The following is a 24086-nucleotide window of genomic DNA, read 5'->3' as shown; positions in this document are numbered from 1 at the left end:
TGCTCCTGCATCCCGAGGCATTCGGTGGGCGGCCTGCAGGCTGTCTCGCAGGAGACGCTCAATCAGCGTATTGGTGCTGACTAGTTCGTCTGCCGCCCAGCGAGCTAGGGACTCATACACTTTCTCATCAAGGCGCAAGGGAACTTGTTTGCGTGCCATCATGGGTACATGTTGCCTGCGTTCACGACAGGGGTGGTGTTGTTCTCGCTGCACAAGACGACGAGCAAGTTGGACACCATCGCGGCGCGGCGCTCGGGGTCAAGGTCAACGATTTCGCGCTCCTCGAGCTGAGCCAGCGCGGTTTCCACCATGGACACTGCGCCTTCGACGATCGTCTCGCGGGCGTCGACGATGGCGTTTGCTTGCTGGCGCTGCAGCATTGCCTGGGCAATTTCCGGGGCGTAGGACAGGGAGCTGATGCGGGCTTCGACGATTTCCAGGCCTGCGACCGCCACGCGCTCGGCGACCTCGTCGGCAATCTCGCGGCTCACCAAGTCGGTGGAACCAGAAAGGGAAGTGGTTGAGTTCCCAGTCGGCGCGTAGTGGTGGCTGGTGGCCACGTGGCGCAGTGCGGACTCAGCCTGGGCGTGGATGAACTCCTCGTTGTCTTCGACTGCGAAGGTGGCCTTGGCAGTGTCGGAGACCTGCCACACGATGATGGCGGCAATCTGAACGGGGTTACCGCCAGCATCGTTGACTTTGATCTCATTGGTCTCGAAGTTGCGGACACGTACCGAAACCTTGGTGGAGCTGGTGAAAGGGGGAACGATCGACAGGCCGGTGCGGCGGTTGGTGCCGTAGTACTTGCCGAACAGCTGCAGCACGCGGGTGTGTCCGGGGCTGTTGATCTCGACCATGCCGAAGACGAACAGGCTGAGGACGAACACGAGTCCAGCCACAATGACCAGGAAGAATTTGGGGAGTGTGAATCCAATGATTGCCAGCAGCACAGAGCCGACGAGCATGCCAAAGGCGAGTACCAGCGTCAGGAAGGCTGGGATGGGGCCACCAGTTTTTGCGGGGTACTCGGAAATGGTGACATTGGTGCCCTGGTGTCCGACGGGCTCGCTGGAGACCTCAGCGACCTCCGGGGGGATGGTGGAATCATCGTAGGAATTAGTCATAAATAAAGTGATATCACATTTTGTGGGCGGGGGAGAGCAGTTTACGGGGGCACCTAATTCCACGCCTGGAGGAAAACAATGGAAAACTAACACTCTATGAGCACCCCCATTCCGCACTGCCCCGAATGCGACAGTGAATACACCTACGAACTCGACGCGCTGATCATCTGTTCCGAATGCGCCCACGAGTTCACCCAAAGCGATGACTCCGCAGCCGGCGAAGCGCAGATCCTGGACGCCGTCGGCAACCCCCTCAGCGACGGGGATACCGTTACCATCACCAAAACCATGAAGGTCAAAGGCGCACAACAGCCGCTGAAGGCCGGAATGAAGGTGCGCAATATCCGGCTTAACCCCGATGGCGGCGACCACAACATCGATTGCAAAATCGATGGATTCGGCCAAATGCAGCTCAAATCCTCCATCGTGAAAAAGAGCTAAATACATTCCCTCAGCAGAGCCACCTAAGCCCCAGCCTTGACCTGAAAGGTTGGGGCTTTCGGTCACCGTGGACGCATTTCTGCCTAGACTTGGGTGCCATGACCGAAAAGCTGATCACATACACCGCAGAACAAGTCGCAGAAACCCTGACCCCGAAGCTGTGTCGCGAAACCCTCGAGGCTGCACTTAAGAGTGACTTTGACCCCGCTGATGATCCCGCACGCACCGGCACGAACGTTGGCACCGGCGAACTGCTGACCATGCCCAGCGCACTGGGGGATTGGGCTGGCTGCAAGCTAGCCACCGTCGCCCCCAACAATCCGGACAAGGGCTTGCCGCTTATCAACGCGTTGTACTGCATTTTCGACCGGGAGACCCTGCGCCCCTATGCGGTGCTCGACGGCAGTGTGCTCACCGCGGTGCGCACCCCCGCCATGTCCGCTGTCGCCGTCGACTACCTGTCGGCCAAAGATGCCAAGCGCTGCGTCATCTTCGGTACCGGACTGCAGGCAGAGCACCACGCTTATGCCATGGCTGAGGTACGCGATCTCGAAGACATTGCCATCATTGGCCGTAGTGAGGACAGCTCCACCAAGCTCGCCGAGAAGCTTGCAGAAAAAGGCCTGCCGGCTCGTGCGGGCAGCCGAGAAGACATCCCAGAGGCCGACATCATCGTCTGCTGCACCAGCGCCAAAGAGCCCCTGTTCAAGGGCGATCTGGTGCGTGATGGCGCTTGCGTTGTCGCGATGGGATCGCACACGCCCGATGCCCGAGAACTACCGGGCTGCTTGATCGGCCGCAGCCTAGTCGCCGTGGAAGCCAAGCACACCGCGTTGGCCGAAGCGGGCGACGTGATCATCCCGATCGATGATGGCAAGTGCCACAAAGACGATTTGGTTACCATGAAGCAGGTCGTCACAGGTGCGGTTTCCCGCGCCACCGATCGTCCCAACGTGTTTAAGGGCACCGGTATGAGCTGGCAGGACATTGCGGCTGCTGCAGCCGTTGTGGAAAAGCTGCGCTAGAGGGGATCCTATTAGCGGCGTGGGGGCCAGGCGGGGCAGTTTTAAAGCCCCTTTGGGTGCTGGAGAAAGCAGACTGCGTCCACGCGCCGCTATAGCGTGTTGATGCGCTGATGCCGTCTGTTGTCGTTGAAGCTTTCGGTTTTTGCTCGGCACGCTGATTAGCTGCCGGGTTGCATCGAAGAAAAGACAAAAGCATAAAACAACCCCGTGTCACCAGGCCCTGTTGGAGGGTTCTGGCGGCACGGGGTTGTGTGCGCCTAGGGGCTCGCTCAAACCACCCGACGGGCAGTGTTCGCGAGCTTATGGGGCTTTTAGCAGTCGAAGTACATCTCGAATTCCTGCGGGGTGGGGCGCAGGCGAGTCGGAGCGATCTCGTCGTCGTTCTTCAGGCGGATGTAGGTCTCGATCAAGTCATCGGTGAACACGTCGCCCTCGGTGAGGAAGTCGTGGTCTTCTTCCAGCGCCTTCAGGGATGCCTCGAGGGAGGTCGGTGCCTGCGGGATGGAGGCGGCTTCCTCCGGGGGCAGCTCGTAGAGATCCTTGTCGACCGGTGCGTGCGGCTCGATGCGGTTCTTGATGCCGTCGAGGCCGGCCATCATCATGGCGGCGAAACCGAAGTAGGGGTTGCCGGACGGGTCCGGGGCGCGGAACTCGATGCGCTTGGCCTTCGGGTTGGAGCCGGTGATCGGGATGCGGACTGCTGCGGAGCGGTTGCGCTGCGAGTAGACCAGGTTGATCGGGGCCTCAAAGCCGGGAACCAGGCGGTGGTAGGAGTTCAGGGTCGGGTTGGTGAATGCCAACACCGCACCTGCGTGGTGCAGGATACCGCCGATGTAGTAGCGGGCCATGTCGGACAGGCCTGCGTAGCCGGCCTCGTCGTGGAACAGTGGCTTGCCGTCCTTCCACAGGGACTGGTGGGCGTGCATACCGGAACCGTTGTCGCCGGCCAGGGGCTTCGGCATGAAGGTTGCGGTCTTGCCGGCACGGAAGGCAGCGTTTTTGATGATGTACTTGAAGGTCTGCAGATCATCGGCGGCGGCCAGCAGGGTGTTGAACTTGTAGTTGATTTCCTGCTGGGTGCCGGTGCCGACCTCGGGGTGGGCGCGCTCAACTTCGAAACCGTTCTGCGCGAGCAGCATGGTCATTTCGTCGCGCAGATCCTCGAACATGTCGTGGGGTGCGGTCTGGCCATAGCCGCCCTTGAGGCGGGTCTTGTAGCCGCGGTTCGGGGAGCCGTCGAGGTTTTCATCGGTGCCGCGGTTCCACCATGCAGCGTCGGAGTCGATCTCGTAGAAACCAACGTTGGTGTCGGTGGCGTAGGAGACCTTGTCGAAAAGGTAGAACTCGGCCTCAGCGCCGAAGAAGCAGGTGTCGGCGATGCCGGTGGAGGCGAGGTATTCCTCGGCCTTGCGGGCAACGTTGCGGGGGTCGCGGCTAAAAGGCTCACGGGTGAAGGGGTCGTGGACGAAGAACTTCATGTTCAGGGTCTTGACCTTGCGGAAAGGATCCACCCGTGCGGTGGTGACGTCCGGAAGGAGGTTCATGTCGGACTCGTCGATGGAGGTAAAGCCCCGGATGGAAGAACCATCGAAGGCGAAGCCCTCCTCGGCGGCTTCTTCAGTGAACGTGGACGCCGGGATGGTGATGCGCTGCTCGGCGCCCGGGACGTCGGTGAAACGGATGTCGAGGAACTCGACACCCTCGTTCTTGATGAATGCTACGACATCTTCGGTGGTCTCAAATGCCACGGTGTCTCCTTGGGAGGAAAAAATTGTTCGGGTATAGCCGGGCCCACGCACAGCGGTTGGCGGTCACCAGCCGGTGCGCCTCGGTGGAAGCCCACAGTCCACCTTATTCACATCGATGCTCGTTCGTTGGGTAGATAACGACTATTGGCTGTCAGTTCGGCGGGAATAGGGTAGGAGCGCTGGGCGCTGGAACCTCCACGGGCGGTGCAGTCCACCTGCGTGCTTCACAGGGAAACACGACGGTGACGTGCATTGCCAAACAATTCTAGTCGAATTTCTATAAGTCGACCAGATTCCACCCCACCCCCATCCCCCACAAGCGCTACAGCATCCGTTCGATGCCGTGCAGACTTTTTTACCCAGCTTGCCGCTCCCGGCACGTGGTCCACACTGTCGGCTAGTCCATAAGTCTTAGCATCGGCTCTGTCGCGGGCCCGTTTACCCAAGCTCGAAGGCAAAACCCGATAAGGTATGAGCCTATGGCGCGAAAAGATCAATCTTGGCTCGATACCCCAACCATTGCCGGCGAAGCCGACTTCCGCGAGGCGCGGTGGCCGGGAGAGTTCCTTGGCCTGCCGGAAAAAGGCCCCGGGGCTCTGGTCAGTGTGCTGCGCCGCTGCGGTGGCTTGTGGGCCGACTGGATCATCGCCATGTTGGCAGCCACCATCGTGGAATCAATCACCGACTTCTTTGGTGGCATGTCCACCGTGACACTGATTGCGTTTTTCATCATCAGCATCATTTCCGTCAGCTTGTTTGCCCGCACCCCCGGCCAAGCCATCTTCCGAATGGGTGTTGCCCGCATTGATGAGGCTAATGCCCGCGTGGGTGTGGGGCGCGCCGTCGTCCGCGCACTATTGACCGTGCTGATCCTGCCGCCCATCTTGGTGGACTCCGACGGCCGTGGGCTGCACGACCGCGTCACCCAGACGGCGGTCATCTTCGGCTAGAGCAATCGCATCGTGGCGAATAGCCCGCCATATGCCAAAAGGGTGGTGCTGCAAGACAACGGTCTTGCAGCACCACCCTTTTAGTGTTCGTGCAGGGGCTGTGCGCGAAAGTTATTTGTTGCGCTGCTGGGCGCGGCGGGCGCGGCGGTTCATGCCGGACATTTTGGCGTTGCCCGGAACTGGTCCCTTCGGCAGCCCAGCCATACCGCCAGCCAGATTGTCCATAGACTCCACGCGGGCAGCCAGGGCAGCGACCTCATCCTTGCTTAGGTTGCGCGGCAGCTTCATCATTTCGCGCTGCAGCTTCTTGATCGGCACCCGGCCTTCGCCTTCGCCGGCGAGGATCTCGTAAATGGGGTGCTGGCCCGCGACGCGGGTCAACCGCTTCTTCTGCTGTGCCATCAGCGGCTTTAGGCGCTTTTCGTCGCCTTCGCCAACCAGCACGATGCCAGGGTTGCCGACGACGCGGTGCACGACGTCCATTTCCCGGTTTGCGGCGACGGCGGTCTTGGTGTGCCACACCATGCCAACACCGTTGCGCATGTTCTCCAGGGCCCATCCGCCAGCACCGGGCTGGTCGCTCACGCGGTCGTACATGGAGGACTCGAGGCGACGAGTGAACATGTAGAACGCGAGCATGATGCCGAACATCAGGCCGATGATCAGCATGAACCACTGGCCACCGAACAGCAAGCCGATCAGGAAGAACAGCAAGCCTAGGCCGATCACGCATGCCAGCATGATCGGAACTAGGGCTTTATCCTGCTTGCGCTGCATGTTGAATGCCTGCCACAGCTGTTGGCGGGTCTGCTTACGCTGGGCGCGCTTGAGGGCCTTAGCTTCCTTATTGGCCTCTCGGGCCTTTTTCTTCGCATCTGCCATGCCATAAACAATAGGCCACGGGGCAGTGAAGGAAAACTGTCAGCCCACCCCAAGGTGTCGGCCACGATGAAATAAGCCTCGCGCATACCTGCCCCTGATAACGACAGCACCCGCGCTCCCCAAGCGGTGGAGGGGGCGCGGGTGCTGGTGTAGATGCCGCTATATCAGGGGCAGCGGGCCTTCTTAGCGGTTTAGCCTTGGCGGGAGTACACCGGGGTGTCTTCGCTGGCGCCGTAGCGCTCAAGCAGGCTGGAGGCCTCCTGGGCGGTGGAACCCTCGGTGGTTTCGGCCAGGTGCTTCAAGTTCTCCGGCAGCTCCTCGCCGCGGGCGGCGATGGTTTGGGCGTACAGGCGACCGGCACGGTAGGAGGAACGCACCAGCGGGCCGGACATGACGCCGGTGAAGCCGAGCTCCTTGGCGGTTTCGGAGTGCTCGACGAATTCCTCCGGCTTCACCCACCGCTCGATGGGGTGGTACTTCGGCCCGGGCCGCAAGTACTGGGTGATGGTGATGATGTCGCAGCCGGCGGAGCGCAGGTCTTTGAGAGCCTGGGTGATTTCCTCGTGAGTTTCACCCATGCCGAGGATCAGGTTGGACTTGGTCACCAGACCGAAGTCGCGGGCCTGACGGATCACATCCAGGGAGCGCTCGTAGCGGAAGGCCGGGCGGATCCTCTTAAAGATGCGGGGCACGGTTTCGATGTTGTGGGCGAACACTTCGGGGCGTGCCTCGAAGACTTCCTGCAACAGATCCGGCTTGCCGGAAAAGTCCGGCACCAGGTTTTCTACACCGGTGTTCGGATTCAGGGCGTGGATTTGGCGCACCACCTCGGCGTAGAGCCACGCGCCTTCGTCCTCGAGGTCGTCGCGGGTCACGCCGGTGATGGTGGCGTAGTTCAGGCCCATTTCGCGGACGGATTCGGCGACGCGGCGGGGCTCGTCGCGGTCCAGGGGTTCCGGCTTGCCGGAGTCGATCTGGCAGAAGTCGCAGCGGCGGGAGCATTGGGAACCACCGATCAGGAAGGTGGCTTCGCGGGACTCCCAGCATTCGTGCACGTTGGGGCAGCCCGCCTCCTGGCACACGGTGTGCAGAGAAGCTCCGGAGACACGCTTTTTCATGTCGGCGAATTCCGGGCCGGTTTTCGCGGTGGTGCGAATCCAACGCGGCTTCACTTCGATGGGCGTCTGGGAATTTTTGGCCTCGATGCGCAGCATCTTGCGGCCGGCAGGTGGTGAGATAGTCACAGGCACACCCTACTTGCCCGGGGCCTTGAGCTTCAACGTCCCAGCACACGGGTCTGGCGCGCTGCCCAAATGGTGTTCTGCGACTTGCAGGCGTCCGGCGAAAGCGTCGTCGAGGGCGGCACACATCGGCTCGATCATTTCCTCCACGGTGACCTCGCGGCCAAGCTCTTGGCTCATGGTGGTCACCCCGGCATCTGCGATGCCGCAGGGCACGATCGCATGGTAGGCATCCAGGCTGTTGTCGCAGTTCAGGGATAGTCCGTGCATGGTGACCCCCTGGGTGACGCGGATGCCGAGGGCTGCGACTTTGCGGGCAGGCCCTTTGTGGTCTTCCGGCAGCCACACTCCGGAGCGGCCGTCGATGCGGCCTGCTTGGGGCAGCCCTGCGTCGCCGACGACTTGGATGAGTGCTTCTTCTACGCGGCGCACGTAGTCGACGACGTCGATGGGGGTGACGAGTTTGATGATCGGGTAGGCCACGAGCTGGCCGGGGCCGTGCCAGGTGATGCGTCCACCCCGGTCGACGTCGATGCAGGGCAGGCCGTTGGTGGGCCGGTCGGAGTCTTGGGTGCGTTTGCCGGCGGTGTAGCAGCTGGGGTGGGTAAGCACCAGGATGGTGTCCGGGCTGGTGCCGGCGGCGACCTCGGCGGCGAGTGCGGCCTGGTATTCCCAGGCCTGCTGGTAGTCCATTTCGCCGAGGTTTTTGATCTCTAGTGGTTGGCCAAGATCACGGATGGGTTGATCGGGGGCCATAAATGGCGCGCGGGGTGCAGTCATAGTGTCTTTAACGATATCGGGTGGGGGAGTTGTTCCCGGTGTCTGGGGCCACGGGTTGGCCAAGAGGTGGTTCTATGCAAAAAGCGTCGCCCCCACCTGGTGTGGGTGGGGGCGACGCTGTAGCGCTTGCGCTTGAGCGACTGGGGTTACAGGCCGAGATCGTAGTCGAAGTCGGCGGTCTCCAGGCGGTCGCGGACGGTGGTCATGAAGCGACCGGCGTCGGCGCCGTCGACGACCTGGTGGTCGTAGGTCATCGGCAGGTACACCATCTGGCGCACGGCGATAGCGTCGGCGCCTTCTTCGGTGACGACGACCGGGCGCTTGACGATGGCGCCGGTGCCGATCATGGCGGCCTGCGGCGGAACCAGGATCGGGGTGTCGGACAGTGCGCCTTCGGAGCCGATGTTGGTGATGGTGAAGGTGCCGCCGGACAGGTCGGAGGGCTTCAGCTTGTTTTCACGGGCACGGGTGGCGATGTCGACGATGGCCTGGGCCAGCTCCGGCAGGGTCATGTCCTGGGCGTTGTGGATGACCGGGGACAGCAGGCCGGCCGGGGTGTCGACGGCGATACCGAGGTTGACCTGCTCGTGGTAGGTCATTTCCTTGGTCTCTGCGTTGTAGGACGCGTTGACGTTCGGGTGGCTGACCAGTGCTTCGACAATGGCCTTGGCGAAGAACGGCAGGTAGGTGAGGTTCACGCCGTACTTGTCCTGGAAGGCCTGCTTGTTGGCCTTGCGCAGGTCCGCAACCTTGGTCATGTCGACTTCGTGCAGCTGGGTGAGCTGGGCGGCGGAGTGCAGGGACTCCAGGGTCTTCTTGGCGGTGATTTCGCGGATGCGGTTCACGCGCTGGGTGGTGCCGCGCAGCTTGGCCTTCTCCGGGTCGACGGACTTGGTGGAGATGGCGGAGCCGGACTTCTTGGCTTCGGCCGGGGCGGCGGAGCCACCTTCGGCGGCGGCCAGCACGTCCTGCTTGCGGATGCGGCCGCCGACACCGGTGCCGGTGACGGTGCGCAGGTCGACGCCGTGCTTGTCGGCGAGCTTGCGGACCAGCGGGGTGACGTAGGGCAGGTCGTCGCCCTCGTTGACCTTGGCTGCGGCCTTCGGCTCAGCCTTGGGCTCGTCTTTCTTTTCCTCTGCCTTGGGTTCTGCCTTGGCTTCGGTCTTTTCTTCGGCCTTAGGCTCCTCCTTGGGTTCTTCCTTGGCGGGTGCTGCGTTGGCGTCGCCGATGCGGACGATCACGGAGCCGACGTCGACGGTGTCGTCTTCGTCTGCGAGGATTTCGAGGATGGTGCCTGCGACGGGGGAGGGCACTTCGGTGTCGACCTTGTCGGTGGAGACCTCGAGGAGGGCTTCGTCGACGTCGACGGTGTCGCCGACCTTCTTCAGCCAGCGGGTGATGGTGCCTTCGGTGACGGATTCGCCGAGCTCGGGCATTTCAACGTCGGTGGCGTCACCGGAGGCGGCGGGTGCTGCCTTTTCCTCTGCCTTGGCTTCGGTCTTTTCCTCTGCCTTGGCTTCGGCCTTGGGCTCGTCCTTGGGTTCTTCCTTGGCGGGTGCTGCGTTGGCGTCGCCGATGCGGACGATCACGGAGCCGACGTCGACGGTGTCGTCTTCGTCTGCGAGGATTTCAAGGATGGTGCCTGCGACGGGGGAGGGCACTTCGGTGTCGACCTTGTCGGTGGAGACCTCGAGGAGGGCTTCGTCGACGTCGACGGTGTCGCCGACCTTCTTCAGCCAGCGGGTGATGGTGCCTTCGGTGACGGATTCGCCGAGTTCGGGCATTTCAACGTCGGTGGCATCGCCGGAGGCGGCGGGTGCTGCCTTTTCCTCTGCCTTGGGCTCGTCCTTAGCTTCGGCCTTGGGCTCCTCCTTGGCGGGAGCCTCGGAGGCTTCGCCTTCTTCGCCGATTTCGGCGATGATTTCGCCAACATCGACGGTGTCGTCCTCGTCGAAGAGGACCTTGAGCAGGACACCAGCGGCCGGGGAGGGGATCTCGGTATCAACCTTGTCGGTGGAGACCTCCAGCAACGGCTCATCGGCAGCAACGGTGTCGCCGACCTTCTTCAGCCAGCGAGTAATCGTGCCTTCGGTGACGGATTCGCCCAGTTCGGGCATCTCAACAGAGAACGCCATGTGTGTCAGACTCCTAGGTATCAGGATCGTGGTGCGGTTAAAGATAAAACTGCAGTAGCAATACTCACAAAGACTACTAGGTTTAATCCCTCTATGTCGCGTTAGCCCGGGTGCGGGGGTAAGGCCTGCGCATATAGAGTGTTGATGTGTTCAACTTTCTGTCCCGAGGCAAGAAAAAACAAGGCCCCCGTCCGCCGCGTGCGCCGGGGGAGACGGTGCGCGCCCACGATTTGGCTGACCTACAACAGTGGGCGGCTGACCGGGTGCTCGTCGAGGGCTTTATTGAGCCAGAAACACTGGTCAATGAGCTTTCGGTGGTGCTTGTCGATGCCACAGGGGAGTTCATTCGACGCCCCATTGGCGGGCCGAAGGGCATTGACGTGATTGCCAAGGAACTCGGGGTGGACCTGTATGACGTGGAAGAAACCGGCTACCCGCAGCGGATGCGCGACCGTATTGAGCGGGAGAGGCTGTTGCGCAAGCGCCAGGAGCAGGCGCAGCGTCGCAAGCAGTGGGAGCAGCGCAACAGCACTGGTGAATCCTCCTAGTCATCAAGCCCAGTAGGTCCAGGAGGTTTAGCCACCACCTTGGCGGCTAGGGGCGTGGTAGCGCCCTGGTCACGGGGCCACCATTGTGCTGTGCGGGGTAGGTGAAGCCTTTGACCCACCTTGTGGGTGTACGGGCAAAAAGCAACCCCCGCGTGGCGCTCGCCCTGGGATCCAGGGGAGCACCCGGGTGCGGGGGTGGGGTTGAGCGTGCTGGGGTGAATGCGGGTTCACCCCAGCTGCCCCACAAGGGGGCACACGCTGAAGCTAGCCGTTGTCGGCGATATCGGCCAGGGTGGCGACGATGGTGCGGACCGGAACACCGGTGCCGCGCTCACAGACATAGCCATACGGTGCGGTGGTGTTAAACGCGGGGCCGGCGATGTCGATGTGCACCCACTGCACGTCCTCGGCGACGAACTCGCCGAGGAACATGCCGGCGGCCATCATGCCGCCGAAACGATCCTGGGTGATGTTGCGCAGGTCGGCGACGGGGGACTTCAAGCGCTCGCCGATTTCCTCCGGGAACGGCATCGCCCAGGCCTGCTCGCCCACGCCGCGGCCGATCTCGGCCACGCGGTCACGGAACTGCTCGCTGCCCATCACACCAGAGGTCCGCGAACCCAACGCCACCAACTGTGCGCCAGTCAGCGTGGCGGTCTCAATGAGGTAATCCGGCTGGTCCTCGCAGGCACGCACGATCGCGTCGGCCAGCACCAGGCGACCCTCAGCGTCGGTGTTGAGCACCTCCACCGTCTTTCCGCCGTACTGGGTGAGGATGTCACCCGGGCGGTAAGCCTGGCCGCCCGGCATGTTCTCCGCCATCGGCACCGTCGCGGTCACGGCAACCTTCAGGCCCAGGCGGGCGGCAGCAATCACCGAAGCCACCACCGATGCCGAACCACCCATGTCGGAAATCATGTGATCCATCTGGGCGCCGGGCTTCAAGGAAATTCCGCCGGTGTCGAAGGTGATGCCCTTACCGACCAGCGCCACCTTCTTCGTGGCGCCCTCCGGGTTCCAGCTCAACCGGACCAGACGGGGCTTGCGGGAAGAACCGCTACCCACCCCGACCAGGCCACCGAAACCACCAGCGACCAGCGCCTCGTAGTCCAGGATCTCCACGCTCAAACCGACCTTTTCGCCGGCAGCCTGCGCGATCGCCGCATAGCTTTCCGGGTACAAGGCATCAGAAGAGGTGTTGACCAGGTCGCGGGCAAACGCCACCGACTCCACCAACGCCACCGTGGAAGACACCACATCGGAATCCTTTGCGGGATCCCCAAGGAAAGTCACCGCGCCCAGCGGGGCCTTCGCAGCATCAACCTCATCGGTCTTACGACCCCGGTAGGTGTAGGCGCCCAAAGACAGGCCAGTGATGGCTTCTTCCAAGCCGAACAGGTTCAGGGTGGATGCCGCGTGATGCACACCAGTCAACTGGCGGCCCACAACACCCGCCGCACGACGCACAGTCTCCTCATCCACGTCATCGCCATCACCAAGACCGACGGCGACCACCACGTTGACATCCAGCTCCTTCGGCGCCGGAATCTTCACCACCTGCTGCGGCTTGCCGGTGGCCTGCAAAGAGGTCAAAGACTCCAGGATTTCCCGATCGACGCTCTCCCCGAGACCAGTGGAAGGAAGCTCCAGACCATCCTCGCCGGACAGCATCGCCACGATCAGCGCGTCAGCGTCAGCGGGAAGCTCGGCGGCCACCGCAATGGTGGGCAAGTGGCCCTGGGAAGGAAGGGTAAAGGTTTCAGACACGACGAAAACAAACTTTCTGCTGCGGGAATAGATTCGACAGGCGCTTGGCACGGCCCACCACACACCCAGCAGAAAACCCGCCGAGGGTGGGCGCCGTCACGCCATCGATACCCACCGTAGTCCACCCAACCCATATGCGTCGCCCGCCAACCAACAATGCGTGCGACTCACAGCAGTCACCAAGCAAAAGTGCCCCCTTCTCCAGGGCGCGCCCAGCCCAGTGAGTGTAAGTTTTAAAGACATGTCGAACCTGAACTTCACCATCACCCGCACCGAACACCCCACCAGCGCCGAGGAACTCGCACGCATCCTGGCAAATCCCGGATTCGGTCGCGTCTTCACCGATCACATGGCACTGATCGACTACACCGCCGACAAAGGCTGGCACAACGCCCGCATCGAGCCCTATCACAACCTCAGCCTCGACCCGGCCACCAGCGTCCTGCACTACGGACAGGCCATCTTCGAAGGCCTTAAGGCCTACCGCCAGGCCGACGGCAGCATCAAAACCTTCCGCCCTGAAGCCAACGCCCAACGCCTCAACGACTCCGCCCGCCGCCTGGCCATGCCCGAGCTGCCGGTGGAGGACTTCATCGAATCCCTGCGCGTCCTCGTCGAGGTCGACCAGGACTGGGTGCCCGCCGCCGGCGGTGAAGAATCCCTCTACCTGCGCCCCTTCATGATCTCCACCGAAGCATCCCTGGGTGTGCGCCCCGCCAACTCCTACACCTACGCAGTCATCGCCTCCCCCGCCGGCGCCTACTTCTCCGGAGGCATCAACCCCGTCAGCGTCTGGCTCAGCGAAGACTACGTGCGCGCCTGCCCCGGTGGCACCGGTGCAGCAAAATTCGCCGGCAACTACGCCGCCTCCCTGCTGGCACAAGCACAAGCCGCCGAAAAAGGCTGCGACCAAGTCGTCTGGCTCGACGCCATCCACCACACCAACGTCGAAGAAATGGGCGGCATGAACCTCTTCTTCGTCTTCGGCGAAGGCGCAGACGCCACCATCGTCACCCCGGAACTGTCCGGCTCCCTGCTGCCCGGCGTCACCCGCCGCTCCCTGCTGCAGGTCGCCCGCGACCTCGGCTACGCCACCGAAGAACGCATCATCACCACCGCAGAATGGCAAGAAGCCGCCCTCAGCGGAAAGATGAGCGAAACCTTCGCCTGCGGCACCGCCGCCGTGATCACCCCCGTCGGCCACGTCAAGAGCAAGGGCGGCGACTTCGACATCAACAACGCCGCCACCGGCCCCATCACCATGCAGCTGCGCGAAACCCTCACCGGCATCCAACGCGGCACCGTCGCCGACACCCACAACTGGATGGTCACCCTCGTCGACTAAACGACACCCCCGAACAAACACCAACACTTTGGCCCCCACCACACTCACTGTGGTGGGGGCCAAAGTGCTAGCAGCCCCCACCTAGACGGTCGCTACCGCCGCCACACCATAGACAGCCACAGTCAACAACACCGCACACACCGCGCCACCAATTTCGATAGCCGCCCCCAAACAATCCCCATTCAAACCGCCAAAACGACGCCTCATATGCATCAACAACCCGTTGACCAGAGCCAACACCACTAACACCACCACCACAACCACCATCGCAACCACCCACGAGGACAGTGGAAGCACCGGGGCTAGGGCAGCGGCCGACACCCCGCCACACACCAGCACCCCCACCACGACCCACACCCGGTGCCACAGCGACGGCACCGTCCCAATAACCAACGCCCCAAAGCCCGTCGCGGACAACGGCGCATACGCCACCGTGCACCCAGCCAACGCAGCCAAACGCGCCACAAAAGGCACACACCCCACCAACAACCCCGCCAGCGGCCCCACCGCGGACAATGCGGACAACCCCGCCCACAGGCCCCCAAGCGTTAACAACACTGCACCGAACCCCAGCGCGCCGGTGTACTTATCGGCAAGAATCTCTCTAGCCTTCACCGGCTCCGCATAAGAACCCAGCGCATCGCCCACATCCGCTAAACCATCAAGGTGCATCATCCGGGTCAGCAATTCGCCCACAATGACCAGCACAGCGGCGGTGAAAAAAGCGGGCAGATTCAGCCTCACCGCAGCGCTGCTAAGCACCGCAAAAATCACCCCAATCACCGCGCCGACTACCGGCATGCTCAACATGGCGCGACGACCGGTGATCGTGTCGAACACCTGCGCACCCCGGGCAGGGAATACCGTCAACCACGCAAAGGCAGTACCCAGGCCCTCGACCACGGCCGGGCCATGCACACCTGAGATGTTTTCGGGACCAGCTTTACCGGACACGAACCACGCCTCCTAGAAAAACAGCGCTGCCCCCGCACACAGCGAGGGCATAAGCGCATTCGACCTTAAGCGTCCTTATCGGACACGCCGGCAGACTCGAAGGTCGCCATATCAATCAAAATATCGGTCGCAGCCTTCACAATCGGCAACGCAACCGCGGCGCCAGAGCCTTCGCCCAGACGCATCTCGAACTCCACCACCGGTTCCAGCTTGAGCTTGTTCAACGCGAAAGAGTGAGCCGGTTCCGCGCCCTTGTGCCCAGCTACCCACCAGCGGCGGGCGCCGGGAGCCAGCTTGTTGGCGACCAGTGCGGCGCTGGTAACGACCACCCCGTCGAGGATGACGGGGGTGCGGCGAACAGCGGCCTGCGCCAGGAAGCCGGCCATGGCGGCCAAATCCGGGGAGGCGATCATGCGCAACACGGCGATGGGATCGTGGGTGTGGGTGCGAACGCGGAACATCGCGTCGCGCACCGCTGCGACCTTGCGCTTCCAGCCCTCATCATCGATGCCCGTGCCGCGGCCTACCACCACGACGGGTTCTTCGTTGGTTAGCGCCCCGATCAGGGCGGCAGCCGGGGTGGTGTTGCCGATACCGAGATCGCCGGCGATCAGCAGATCGGCCCCCGAATCGACTTCCTCGTCGGCGATCTTCATGCCCATTTTGATGGCCGCGACGACCTGCTCTTGGGTCATGGCATCCTCCACGGCGATGTTGCCACAGGAACGCTGCAGATGTTCCGGAGCATCGGTGTCGTGGTCGAGGGAAATATCGGCGACCCGCACGCTGGCGCCGGCAGCCCTGCCCAGCACGTTGATGGCTGCACCGCCGCCCGCGATGTTCGCGGCCATCTGGATGGACACCTCGGTGGGGAACGCGGAAACCCCGGCTTGGGCGACGCCGTGGTCACCCGCAAAGACCACGATTTTGGGGGAGGTGATAGCGCGCGGCGGGCACTGGCCCTGGCAGGCAGACATCCACACCCCGAGTTCCTCCAACCGTCCGAGCGAACCGGCGGGCTTGGTCAAGATCAGCTGTCGGGCGCGCGCTTCGGCGGCCACCGATTCCTGCGGGGCGTCCACTAGGGGGAACAGTTCTGCTTGCATCATGGGGTACTCCTAAGAGTGAGTGGGACAAGGCCCGCGAGGAATCGTGGGTCGTAGATGAAAAACGTGCGGACAGCGAAAACTGTGCCGGCTTCTTACTTCAATTCGAGGGCTAAACCTGCAACCACTAACAGCACGTGGTCGCATTCCTGGGCGATGCGGGCGTTGAGCAAACCGATCTCGTCGCGAAACAGGCGGGCGGAGGCGTGTTCTGGGATGACCCCCATCCCGACTTCGGGGGACACGATGACCACGTCGCGGTCCGCCGGCCAGTCCCGCAGCGCCGCAAGGAACGCATCTGCCGCGTCAGCTACGGTTCCGCGGGGCTTGGACCAGGCGTCGCGCTCGTCGATGAGGTGGGTTAGCCACGTGCCCATGTCGTCAATGAGCACGCAGCCAGTCGTGTTTTCGGGGTGGGTGAGAACCTCGGTGGCGTTGATGCGGTCCTCGGTCACCCAGTGTGCTGGGCGACGCTGGATGTGCCGTGCGATGCGGGCCGCGAAGTCCGCATCACCCGGCCAGGGGCGTGCCGTGGCGACATAAGTGCAGGGACGATCCCCAATGAGACCTTCCGCGTGGTCGGACTTACCCGAGCGCGCCCCACCTAAAACGAGAGTTTTCGTCATCGCCTGCCACCGCTTTCGTACGGAGTGTGGGGGCTGCTAAACCTTGTCGCCGATGGCGACGCGGGGCTTCGGGGAGCGCCAGTTGCGGGGCTGGTTTGCGCGGGAGTAGGCGTAGAAACCAAGACCGAAACCGGTTTCGGTGGTCTTCGGGAACTTTGCGCGGACAGCCCGGTTGGCGCGGGAGCCGATGATGATGCCTTCGATAAAGAAGATCGCCATCACGATCAGCGCGACCGAGGCCATGGGGCCGGCGATTTGGGTTTGGTACTGGGACACCAGCATCAGCACCAACAGCACCAGCGCGGCGGGCATGACCAGGTTGTTGACGAAACGGCGGGCGTCGACCCAATCGCGGACAAACGCCTTGACTTCTCCCTTGTCGCGCTCGAGGAGGTACCGTTCATCGCCGCGGTCGATGCCGGCCTGCACCGCCTTGCGGTGCGCCAGGCGCTCTTCGCGCTCCTTATCCTTCAGGGCCTTGTACTCGGCCTTGGACATGGAATTTTTCAGTTCTTTGCGGCGACGACGTGCCTCGGCGCGGGTCTCCGGGGGCTTGACCGGCCCACGACGAACGCCGTGCGCCCTTTCCACCTCATTGCGTTTCGGTGTCGGGCGACCCTTGGGAGGGGTGTAGCCCTTGGGCAGGGTCTGCTCCGCGTCGGTCTTCGCGCTTTCGTTTGCGTGCTCAGATTCGCTGTTTTTCACAGGCATAAGGCTACAAGGCTCAAGCCAACAACGGTGAGTTTGGCTCGCCTAAAGCCTCGCCGATGATCCCACTGCGGAAAACACGGCTATGGTGATCGCCCAACGGAATCGGCTTGGGAACAACGCCACATGCGCCCCTGGTGGCTTAGCGCTATTCCGACACTACATTTCTCGCCCAGGGTGGAAGATGTCGAAAGAAGCTGTGGGCGGGGGCAGTAGCGTAGGAAAAATGACTACCCGGCGGTAGCCGATGAGGCCGACCAGCAGCATAAAGGTCACTGTGATGTAGGCGGGGTGGAAGACCCCATTAATGACTGTGGTGTGCACTGGGGCGCCTCGCCGTGGGCCTCGGGTAGGAGATGGTTTGAAAAAACTAAGGTTTTGTTCACCACAGCGCTGCGGGGAAAGCAATCGCGTAGTACCGTGGTGTGTTATCAATGAGCCGGTGCCATCGTCTTGTGGAGTTAAACACAGGGGTATCGACGCTCAGTGAGCGTGTCGCGACGCTAGCGTCGCTGGCTTGAACATTCGACGTTGCTTCTCGTATGGAATATTCCTTCGGGTGGCGGGCGTTGTGTGCACCAAAGGCTGAGCACGCTGACGAACAACCACACTTCAAGGAGAAAGCTTCCTATGACTGCTCCCGAGACCGCAACCGGTGTCATCCTGACCGACGCTGCCGCCGCTAAGGCGAAGGCCCTTCTCGACCAAGAGGGCCGTGACGATCTGTCTTTGCGCATTGCCGTGCAGCCCGGCGGTTGCGCTGGCCTGCGCTACCAGCTGTACTTCGACGATCGTGACCTCGATGGTGACAAGGTCGACGTAGTCGGCGGTGTACGCCTGGTCGTGGATAAGATGAGCGCCCCGTACCTGACCGGTGCCCGCATCGATTTCGCCGACACCATTGAGAGCCAGGGCTTCACCATTGACAACCCGAACGCCTCGGGTTCCTGCGCTTGCGGTGACTCCTTCAACTAAGACATTGCAGACGCTGTGACGCTGCCTCCTTAGCTTTTTAGGCTGGGGCCGGTTGTCGCAGTAAATCCTTTAGGCCCGGGTGGGATAGTTTCAGCTGCCCCACCCGGGCCTTTTGCGCGGGCGGAAATGGTGCGGCCCCCACACACCGGATGTATCGATCCAATGTCGTGGGGGCCGAAAGGACTGTCCTGCTTAGAGCTTGACGGGGTAGTCCTTGTTTTCAATCTTCGGGTCGATGCGATCCTCGACGAAGATGCCGTGCCAGATCATGAAGGACAGCACGGTCCACAGACGTCGCGAGTGGTCGGAGACGCCGGCGCGGTGTTCCGCAAGCATTTCCAGCACGGCCTTCTTGTCGAAGATGTGCTCGGTGCCAGAGGCCTGAATCTGGTCTTGTGCCCAGCCGTAGAGCTCCTCACCGGCCAGCCAGTGGCGCATCGGGACGGGGAAGCCGAGCTTCTTGCGGTGGAGCACGTGTGCCGGAACGATCTGCTCCATGGCTTTACGCAGTGCGTACTTGGTGGTGCCTTCGGTGATCTTGAGATCGTAGGGAATGGTTTCCGCGACGGCGAAAACTTCCTTGTCGAGGAAAGGCACGCGCAATTCCAGGGAATTGGCCATGGTGATCTTGTCTGCCTTGACCAGGATGTCGCCGCGCATCCAGGTGAACAGATCCAGGTGCTGCATGCGAGCCACCGGGTCGAAGCCCTTGGATTTGGCGTAAATGGGGGCAGTCACATCGGTGTGATCCCATTCGTGGCGGGCTTCAGGAAGTACTCGCTTGAGCTGTTCCCAATTGAAGGAGCGAGCATTGCCGTAGTAGCGCTCCTCCATGGGGGTGGTGCCACGTTCCAGCAAAGACTTGCCCTTCATGCCGTCGGGCAATACCTGGCTGAGCCTGTTAAGTCCCTTGAGCAGGGGAGAGGGCATCTTTTCGAAAGGCGCCAAGGAAAGCGGTTCCTTGTAGATGGTGTAGCCGCCGAACAATTCGTCGGCGCCTTCGCCGGAAAGTACGACCTTGACGTGTTTGCGGGCTTCAGCTGCGACGAAGTACAGCGGAACCAGCGAGGGGTCCGCCACCGGGTCATCCAGGTACCACATAATCTTCGGTACTGCGTCGGCGTATTCCTCTGGGGAGACGACTTTAACGATGTGTTCAGCGCCGATTGCGGCTGCGGATTCGGCGGCCACGTCAACCTCGGAGTAGCCCTCCCGCTCGAAGCCGGTGGTGAAGGTCAGCAGATTGGGGTTGTGACGTTTGGCAAGGGTCGCGATGGCGGTGGAGTCGATGCCGCCGGACAGGAAGGAGCCGACGGTGACATCCGCGCGCATGTGCTTGGCAACGGAGTCCTCCAGTGCGGCCGCGATGCGGTCGAAAAGATCCTGCTCCTTATCTTTGGTGACCTTCACTGCGGGGAAGGTGGGTTCAAAGTAGCGGTGCTGTTCCAGTTGACCGCCGGGGGAAACCAGCGCGTAGGTGCCGGACTCTAGTCGACGGATGTTGGCGTGCAGGCTTTCTGGCTCTGGCGTGTACTGCAGGTCGACGTAGTGCTCGATAGCGCGGAAATCCAGGCTCAGGTCGAGACCAAGATCTTCAGCCATGGCGAGAATGCACTTTTTCTCGGAGGCGAAAACGGTGCCAGCGTCGGTGGTGGCGTAGTACAAGGGCTTGATGCCGAAGGGGTCGCGCGCGAGGAAGAGTTTGCGCTCTTTGGAATCCCAGATGGCGATTCCGAACATGCCGCGCAGGTGTTTGACGACGTCGACGCCCCAGTGGTGGAAACCAACCACGATGGGCTCGCCGTCACCGGAAGTATTAAAGGTGTAGCCGAGCTGGGTGAGCTCTTCGCGGAGTTCTACATAGTTGTAGATCTCGCCATTGAAGGTCATTGCGTAGCGATCCGGTTCGTCCTCCGGACCCCATTGGAGGGGTTGGTGGGAGTGTTCCAGATCGATGATGGACAGTCGGTTGAACCCGAAAATGGCGTCGCCGTCATTCCAGGTGCCTGCCTCGTCAGGGCCGCGGTGCCGCATGCAGGGCAGGGCGGTTTCGATAGCGGAGGTGAATTCTCCGGCATTGCCGTGGGCTGTGAGGAGTCCGAGAAGGCCGCACATAGAACTAGGTGTCCTCAATTCATTCGTGACAATGCCCACGCGCCTGGGCAGTGTCTGGGAAGCCTTTTGTGAGGCAGATAGCTGCTGGCGTGGGCGGGTGTGTTGCATACACTTTACGCTTCGACGCACGAGAAGGTTTTCTTGGCGCGCCAGGCCTGGGGGCGTGGGTGGAATGTTGTCTATATATGCCTATATATAAGGTGCGCAAAACGCTGTGGTGGGCGATGTGGCGCTGGCGGTTGGTTCGGTGGGGTTGGGTGGGTGAGGATTTCCGCGAGTTTTGGCAGTGCCACAAGAACGTATCAACAATAAGAGTGCCCCCCAATGGGGGTAGCTGGGCGCTGTGGGTGCTGGCTAGGTCCGCTGCGTCGGTCTGGGTGCGTGTGGGATGGATGTGGAGGTGGTGGGTGGGGGTGTGGGCTAAAGGGCATGGCTAAAGGGGTGTAGTGCTCGGGCTGCTTGGGGTGGGCTGCCCTATCTATCAGCACAAACTGGTGTGAGTTGTGCAACAACGGCCCGGAACCTGTTGGGTGCAATATGGACGCATGCAGTAAACTCACAGGTGTTTAACGGGCACTTTTATTGCCTGTTGCTGCCTTGTGACACGGAAATGGCCCCCTTTTGGAGGCTAATTAACCCAGGTCACGGGGCGTTTTGGAAAGTTCTTAAGTACTGTGTGGACAGGAAGGCAGACACACGTGAAACAGCGTTTTACGCGAGTATTTTCGCGCAAGGCCATGCTTGCCGCCACTGCCGGCGCTAGCACCATGGTCCTCGCCGGCTGTGACGTTGCCCCTCCGGGTGGCAGCTTCGGCAAGGCCCTTCGTATGGGCTGGCCAGAGGGTATTACCCCTGAGGCAACGGCAATGGGCAACTTCTGGGTTTGGACCTGGGTGACTGCCTGGATTATCGGCATCATTATGTGGGCACTCATGTTGTGGTGCCTGGTGGCTTTCTCCGCTAAGAAGGCTGAAAAGGCTGGCAAGGGCGAGTTCCCGAAGCAGTTCGAGTACAACGTTCCGCTGGAAATTGTGCTGACCATCATCCCGATCATCATCGTGATGAGCCTGTTCTTCTTCACTGTTCAGACGCAGGACAAGGTCACTGCGCTGGATAAGGATCCGAAGGTTACCGTTGACGTCACCGCGTTCCAGTGGAACTGGAAGTTCGGTTACAACGAGATCGCTCCTGAGCTGTCTCCGACCGGCCAGGCCTACAACGGCACCGATGAGGCTGCACAGAAGCACCTCGACAAGGCTGCAGATTTCGTCGACACCACCCGCACCGCACACGGTGAGGCTGAGGGTCACGAGAAGCCGGTCGGTCCGATTCACGGCAAGTCCAAGGAGGACATGAGCTACCTCCACTTCAACAAGATCGAGACCCTCGGTTCCACCGATGAGGTTCCGGTTCTGGTGCTCCCCTCCAACACTGCGATCGAGTTCAACCTTGCGTCCGCAGACGTGATCCACTCCTTCTGGGTTCCGGAGTTCCTCTTCAAGCGCGATGCTTTCCCGCACCCGGAGCGCAACAAGTCTCAGCGAGTCTTCCAGATCGAGAAGATTGAAAAGGAAGGCGCCTTTGTTGGTCGCTGTGCTGAGATGTGCGGTACCTACCACGCAATGATGAACTTTGAGATTCGTGTTGTTTCTCCGGAGAAGTTCAAGGACTACATGAAGTTCCGCATGGACAACCCGGATGCTCCGAACTCTGAGGCTCTGAAGTCCATCGGCGAGGCTGCCTACGCAACCTCCACCAGCCCGTTCCTGTCCGGCCGTACCGACACTCGTGGTGTTGAGGCTGACAGCAACACGGTCGACCTGAACAAGTAAGGAATGTGCTGACATGAAGTCTTCCGCCAAAATTTTCTACGGTGTGACGGTGTTCCTCGCCGTGATGACCGTGATCTACATCCTGGCCACCAAGCACGTCTCAGACACCGGCAGCATTGAAGGTCTCGAGTGGGCTGGTGCTACTGGCCTGGTTCTGGCCACCTTGCTGACTCTGATGCTGGGCGCTTACTTCCACTTCACTGAGCGTCGCATCGACATTCTTCCTGAGGATTGGGAAGAGGCAGAGATCGAAGACGGTGCCGGCATGCTGGGCTTCTTCAGCCCGGGTTCCATCTGGCCCTTCGTGATGACCGTCGCTGTCGCACTGATGGGTTACGGTATCGCTTTCATGGCTTACTGGCTGATCGTTCTGGGTGCCGTGGTTCTGATTTGGGCCGGCACCATGCTGAACCTGCAGTACGGTCTTCCGCGCGAGAAGCACTAGAACTTTCCCCGCCTCGATGATGCCTTCGAGGTGAGTCGAAAGCCCGCCACATGTTTCATGTGGCGGGCTTTTCTATGCGTGGGCCTTGATTTTGGGCCGACTGCCGGTCATTGGAAGCGCTGGGTTGTGAAGGGGTGCAAGCTGATTTTAGAACTGCTTAAAAGGGAAACCGGCGATGCTTTCGGTTGGCTGCTGCGAGTGGCGCAAGCGCTAACCTTTGATGCTGTCGCGTTCGGGACGGGTAGGGGAGGGGCGGTAGGCAATAGCCCGTTGGATTAGCCCCCATTACACGCTAAGGTATGAGGCCATTATCAATCGAAAGTTGTATGCACGTGTGCCAGTTCCCGTATGGGATTGAGAGATGTATCACGCCCGGTCGGGGTGGGGGAAAATTGAAAAAACTCGCCCAATGTTCAAACCAGGTGTGAAAAACTGCCCCCGAATGTGGCTGGTTCGCGCGAATGGCTAATCAACCTGCATAAACAAGCCGTCGTTTAGCTCGGGCAAAAAGTTCCCGAAAGTTTCAAAAAAATTTTGAGAACTACCTGTCAGCCCTCAACCAGCATTTTTGTCAGTCGCCTGTGGAAAACTCGCCCCCAAACGAGGTGACATTGCGTAGTGAAACCGCCATACTAGAAGGCGTGACGAGCGCAGTTGGAAACACAGATATGGCAGCACCACAACGTGTTGCGGCACTGAACCGACCCAATATGGTCAGTGTCGGCACCGTTGTGTTCCTGTCTCAGGAATTGATGTTCTTCGCTGGCCTCTTCGCGATGTACTTCGTATCTCGCGCAAACGGCCAGGGAAACCAGTGGGAGGTCGACGCCGGCCATCTCAACGTCCCCTATGCCACGGTGGCAACGATCATTCTGGTCAGTTCCTCCTTTACGGCACAGGCAGGCGTATTCGCGGCTGAACGCGGTGACGTCTTCGGACTTCGACGCTGGTACGCACTTTCGGCTCTGATGGGCACAGTCTTCCTGTGTGCACAGGGCTACGAGTACTACCACCTCGTTCACGAGGGTCTCACCATTCAGAACAGTGTCTACGGATCGGTCTTCTTCATTACGACCGGCTTCCACGCAGCACACGTTCTGGCTGGTGTTCTCGCCTTCGTGGTCGTGCTTCTTCGCGTCTCGAAGTCGAAGTTCACTCCGGCCCAGGCGACCGCAGCGATGGTTGTGTCTTATTACTGGCACTTCGTCGATGCCGTCTGGATCGGCCTGTTCATCACCATTTACTTCATTAAGTAGGCCGTAGTGGCAACAGGCCACGCCCGCCCCTTCACCCAGGGGAGGAGCGAGACCTGCGGCCTACAGCCCTTCACTTTCCGACC

At 61.3% G+C, this 24086-nt stretch carries 22 protein-coding genes; 9 read left to right on the top strand and 13 right to left on the bottom strand.

The window, feature by feature from the left end:
- Nucleotides 1-158 precede the first annotated feature (158 nt).
- Complete coding sequence (locus tag CAQU_RS08505) at nt 159-1124, bottom strand: SPFH domain-containing protein (RefSeq protein WP_075726906.1); 966 nt, start codon at nt 1122-1124, stop codon at nt 159-161.
- 96 nt (nt 1125-1220) lie between these two features.
- Between CAQU_RS08505 and CAQU_RS08500 the strand changes: the two genes are divergently transcribed.
- Nucleotides 1221-1565 carry a zinc ribbon domain-containing protein YjdM gene (locus CAQU_RS08500; protein ID WP_075726904.1) on the top strand — a complete coding sequence of 115 codons (345 nt, stop codon included), beginning with the start codon at nt 1221-1223 and terminating at the stop codon, nt 1563-1565.
- 98 nt (nt 1566-1663) lie between these two features.
- Nucleotides 1664-2590: an ornithine cyclodeaminase family protein gene (locus tag CAQU_RS08495; RefSeq protein WP_075726902.1), complete on the top strand. Its 927-nt coding sequence runs from the start codon at nt 1664-1666 to the stop codon at nt 2588-2590.
- 311 nt (nt 2591-2901) lie between these two features.
- Here CAQU_RS08495 and glnA read toward each other — a convergent pair whose 3' ends face one another.
- Nucleotides 2902-4338, bottom strand: a complete 1437-nt coding sequence (gene glnA / locus CAQU_RS08490) for a type I glutamate--ammonia ligase (RefSeq protein ID WP_075726900.1) — start codon at nt 4336-4338, stop codon at nt 2902-2904.
- A 479-nt stretch (nt 4339-4817) separates the two neighbouring features.
- Here glnA and CAQU_RS08485 point away from each other — a divergent pair, with 479 nt between their 5' ends.
- A complete protein-coding gene (locus CAQU_RS08485; protein WP_075726898.1) occupies nt 4818-5288 on the top strand; it encodes an RDD family protein in 471 nt (156 codons plus the stop codon).
- A 111-nt stretch (nt 5289-5399) separates the two neighbouring features.
- Here CAQU_RS08485 and CAQU_RS08480 read toward each other — a convergent pair whose 3' ends face one another.
- The 4 genes from CAQU_RS08480 to sucB all read right to left on the bottom strand — a co-directional run bounded on the left by CAQU_RS08480 (nt 5400) and on the right by sucB (nt 10326).
- Entirely contained in the window at nt 5400-6170 is a 771-nt protein-coding gene (locus CAQU_RS08480) for a DUF4191 domain-containing protein (protein WP_075726896.1), read from the bottom strand.
- A gap of 191 nt (nt 6171-6361) precedes the next feature.
- The gene (gene lipA, locus CAQU_RS08475; RefSeq protein WP_075728600.1) at nt 6362-7384 is read right to left on the bottom strand and encodes a lipoyl synthase; all 1023 of its coding nucleotides are present in this window, start codon (nt 7382-7384) and stop codon (nt 6362-6364) included.
- 39 nt (nt 7385-7423) lie between these two features.
- Nucleotides 7424-8191: a lipoyl(octanoyl) transferase LipB gene (lipB, locus tag CAQU_RS08470; RefSeq protein WP_075726894.1), complete on the bottom strand. Its 768-nt coding sequence runs from the start codon at nt 8189-8191 to the stop codon at nt 7424-7426.
- Nucleotides 8192-8337: 146 nt separating this feature from the next.
- Complete coding sequence (gene sucB, locus CAQU_RS08465) at nt 8338-10326, bottom strand: 2-oxoglutarate dehydrogenase, E2 component, dihydrolipoamide succinyltransferase (RefSeq protein WP_075726892.1); 1989 nt, start codon at nt 10324-10326, stop codon at nt 8338-8340.
- A gap of 146 nt (nt 10327-10472) precedes the next feature.
- Here sucB and CAQU_RS08460 point away from each other — a divergent pair, with 146 nt between their 5' ends.
- A complete protein-coding gene (locus tag CAQU_RS08460) occupies nt 10473-10874 on the top strand; it encodes an oxidoreductase (RefSeq protein ID WP_075726890.1) in 402 nt (133 codons plus the stop codon).
- 264 nt (nt 10875-11138) lie between these two features.
- Here the strand turns inward: CAQU_RS08460 and CAQU_RS08455 are convergent, their stop codons facing one another.
- Complete coding sequence (locus CAQU_RS08455; RefSeq protein ID WP_075726888.1) at nt 11139-12641, bottom strand: leucyl aminopeptidase; 1503 nt, start codon at nt 12639-12641, stop codon at nt 11139-11141.
- Nucleotides 12642-12882: 241 nt separating this feature from the next.
- Here CAQU_RS08455 and CAQU_RS08450 point away from each other — a divergent pair, with 241 nt between their 5' ends.
- The gene (locus CAQU_RS08450) at nt 12883-13986 is read left to right on the top strand and encodes a branched-chain amino acid aminotransferase (RefSeq protein ID WP_075726886.1); all 1104 of its coding nucleotides are present in this window, start codon (nt 12883-12885) and stop codon (nt 13984-13986) included.
- 81 nt (nt 13987-14067) lie between these two features.
- Here the strand turns inward: CAQU_RS08450 and CAQU_RS08445 are convergent, their stop codons facing one another.
- The 5 genes from CAQU_RS08445 to CAQU_RS12660 all read right to left on the bottom strand — a co-directional run bounded on the left by CAQU_RS08445 (nt 14068) and on the right by CAQU_RS12660 (nt 17704).
- Entirely contained in the window at nt 14068-14940 is an 873-nt protein-coding gene (locus CAQU_RS08445) for an adenosylcobinamide-GDP ribazoletransferase (RefSeq protein WP_075726885.1), read from the bottom strand.
- 65 nt (nt 14941-15005) lie between these two features.
- The gene (gene cobT / locus CAQU_RS08440; protein ID WP_075726883.1) at nt 15006-16049 is read right to left on the bottom strand and encodes a nicotinate-nucleotide--dimethylbenzimidazole phosphoribosyltransferase; all 1044 of its coding nucleotides are present in this window, start codon (nt 16047-16049) and stop codon (nt 15006-15008) included.
- Nucleotides 16050-16141: 92 nt separating this feature from the next.
- Nucleotides 16142-16672, bottom strand: a complete 531-nt coding sequence (locus tag CAQU_RS08435) for a bifunctional adenosylcobinamide kinase/adenosylcobinamide-phosphate guanylyltransferase (protein ID WP_075726881.1) — start codon at nt 16670-16672, stop codon at nt 16142-16144.
- A 36-nt stretch (nt 16673-16708) separates the two neighbouring features.
- Entirely contained in the window at nt 16709-17383 is a 675-nt protein-coding gene (locus CAQU_RS08430) for a DUF3043 domain-containing protein (RefSeq protein ID WP_075726879.1), read from the bottom strand.
- 156 nt (nt 17384-17539) lie between these two features.
- Nucleotides 17540-17704 carry a hypothetical protein gene (locus CAQU_RS12660; protein WP_157108955.1) on the bottom strand — a complete coding sequence of 55 codons (165 nt, stop codon included), beginning with the start codon at nt 17702-17704 and terminating at the stop codon, nt 17540-17542.
- A 306-nt stretch (nt 17705-18010) separates the two neighbouring features.
- Between CAQU_RS12660 and CAQU_RS08425 the strand changes: the two genes are divergently transcribed.
- Complete coding sequence (locus CAQU_RS08425; RefSeq protein ID WP_075726877.1) at nt 18011-18355, top strand: HesB/IscA family protein; 345 nt, start codon at nt 18011-18013, stop codon at nt 18353-18355.
- Nucleotides 18356-18547: 192 nt separating this feature from the next.
- Here the strand turns inward: CAQU_RS08425 and asnB are convergent, their stop codons facing one another.
- Nucleotides 18548-20470: an asparagine synthase (glutamine-hydrolyzing) gene (gene asnB, locus CAQU_RS08420; protein WP_075726875.1), complete on the bottom strand. Its 1923-nt coding sequence runs from the start codon at nt 20468-20470 to the stop codon at nt 18548-18550.
- A 698-nt stretch (nt 20471-21168) separates the two neighbouring features.
- Here asnB and ctaC point away from each other — a divergent pair.
- The 3 genes from ctaC to ctaE all read left to right on the top strand — a co-directional run bounded on the left by ctaC (nt 21169) and on the right by ctaE (nt 24003).
- On the top strand, nt 21169-22302 hold the full coding sequence (ctaC, locus tag CAQU_RS08415) for an aa3-type cytochrome oxidase subunit II (protein WP_075726873.1): 1134 nt from the start codon (nt 21169-21171) through the stop codon (nt 22300-22302).
- 13 nt (nt 22303-22315) lie between these two features.
- Entirely contained in the window at nt 22316-22747 is a 432-nt protein-coding gene (ctaF, locus tag CAQU_RS08410) for an aa3-type cytochrome oxidase subunit IV (RefSeq protein WP_075726871.1), read from the top strand.
- 641 nt (nt 22748-23388) lie between these two features.
- Nucleotides 23389-24003, top strand: a complete 615-nt coding sequence (gene ctaE / locus CAQU_RS08400) for an aa3-type cytochrome oxidase subunit III (protein WP_075726868.1) — start codon at nt 23389-23391, stop codon at nt 24001-24003.
- The last annotated feature ends 83 nt before the right edge of the window (nt 24004-24086 follow it).

This window comes from Corynebacterium aquilae DSM 44791 (genome assembly GCF_001941445.1).
GTDB classification, from domain to species: Bacteria; Actinomycetota; Actinomycetes; order Mycobacteriales; family Mycobacteriaceae; genus Corynebacterium; species Corynebacterium aquilae.
This window is presented reverse-complemented; position numbering and strand designations above follow the sequence as displayed.

Excerpts from the sequence above, each read along its gene's own strand:
- lipB (WP_075726894.1), bottom strand. The coding sequence starts at position 8,191 with ATGACTGCACCCCGCGCGCCATTTATGGCCCCCGATCAACCCATCCGT.
- CAQU_RS08500 (WP_075726904.1), top strand. The coding sequence starts at position 1,221 with ATGAGCACCCCCATTCCGCACTGCCCCGAATGCGACAGTGAATACACC.
- CAQU_RS08480 (WP_075726896.1), bottom strand. The coding sequence starts at position 6,170 with ATGGCAGATGCGAAGAAAAAGGCCCGAGAGGCCAATAAGGAAGCTAAG.
- CAQU_RS08435 (WP_075726881.1), bottom strand. The coding sequence starts at position 16,672 with ATGACGAAAACTCTCGTTTTAGGTGGGGCGCGCTCGGGTAAGTCCGAC.
- CAQU_RS08425 (WP_075726877.1), top strand. The coding sequence starts at position 18,011 with ATGACTGCTCCCGAGACCGCAACCGGTGTCATCCTGACCGACGCTGCC.
- CAQU_RS08485 (WP_075726898.1), top strand. The coding sequence starts at position 4,818 with ATGGCGCGAAAAGATCAATCTTGGCTCGATACCCCAACCATTGCCGGC.
- CAQU_RS08430 (WP_075726879.1), bottom strand. The coding sequence starts at position 17,383 with ATGCCTGTGAAAAACAGCGAATCTGAGCACGCAAACGAAAGCGCGAAG.
- lipA (WP_075728600.1), bottom strand. The coding sequence starts at position 7,384 with ATGCTGCGCATCGAGGCCAAAAATTCCCAGACGCCCATCGAAGTGAAG.
- sucB (WP_075726892.1), bottom strand. The coding sequence starts at position 10,326 with ATGGCGTTCTCTGTTGAGATGCCCGAACTGGGCGAATCCGTCACCGAA.
- CAQU_RS08495 (WP_075726902.1), top strand. The coding sequence starts at position 1,664 with ATGACCGAAAAGCTGATCACATACACCGCAGAACAAGTCGCAGAAACC.
- CAQU_RS08505 (WP_075726906.1), bottom strand. The coding sequence starts at position 1,124 with ATGACTAATTCCTACGATGATTCCACCATCCCCCCGGAGGTCGCTGAG.
- ctaF (WP_075726871.1), top strand. The coding sequence starts at position 22,316 with ATGAAGTCTTCCGCCAAAATTTTCTACGGTGTGACGGTGTTCCTCGCC.
- cobT (WP_075726883.1), bottom strand. The coding sequence starts at position 16,049 with ATGATGCAAGCAGAACTGTTCCCCCTAGTGGACGCCCCGCAGGAATCG.
- asnB (WP_075726875.1), bottom strand. The coding sequence starts at position 20,470 with ATGTGCGGCCTTCTCGGACTCCTCACAGCCCACGGCAATGCCGGAGAA.
- CAQU_RS08450 (WP_075726886.1), top strand. The coding sequence starts at position 12,883 with ATGTCGAACCTGAACTTCACCATCACCCGCACCGAACACCCCACCAGC.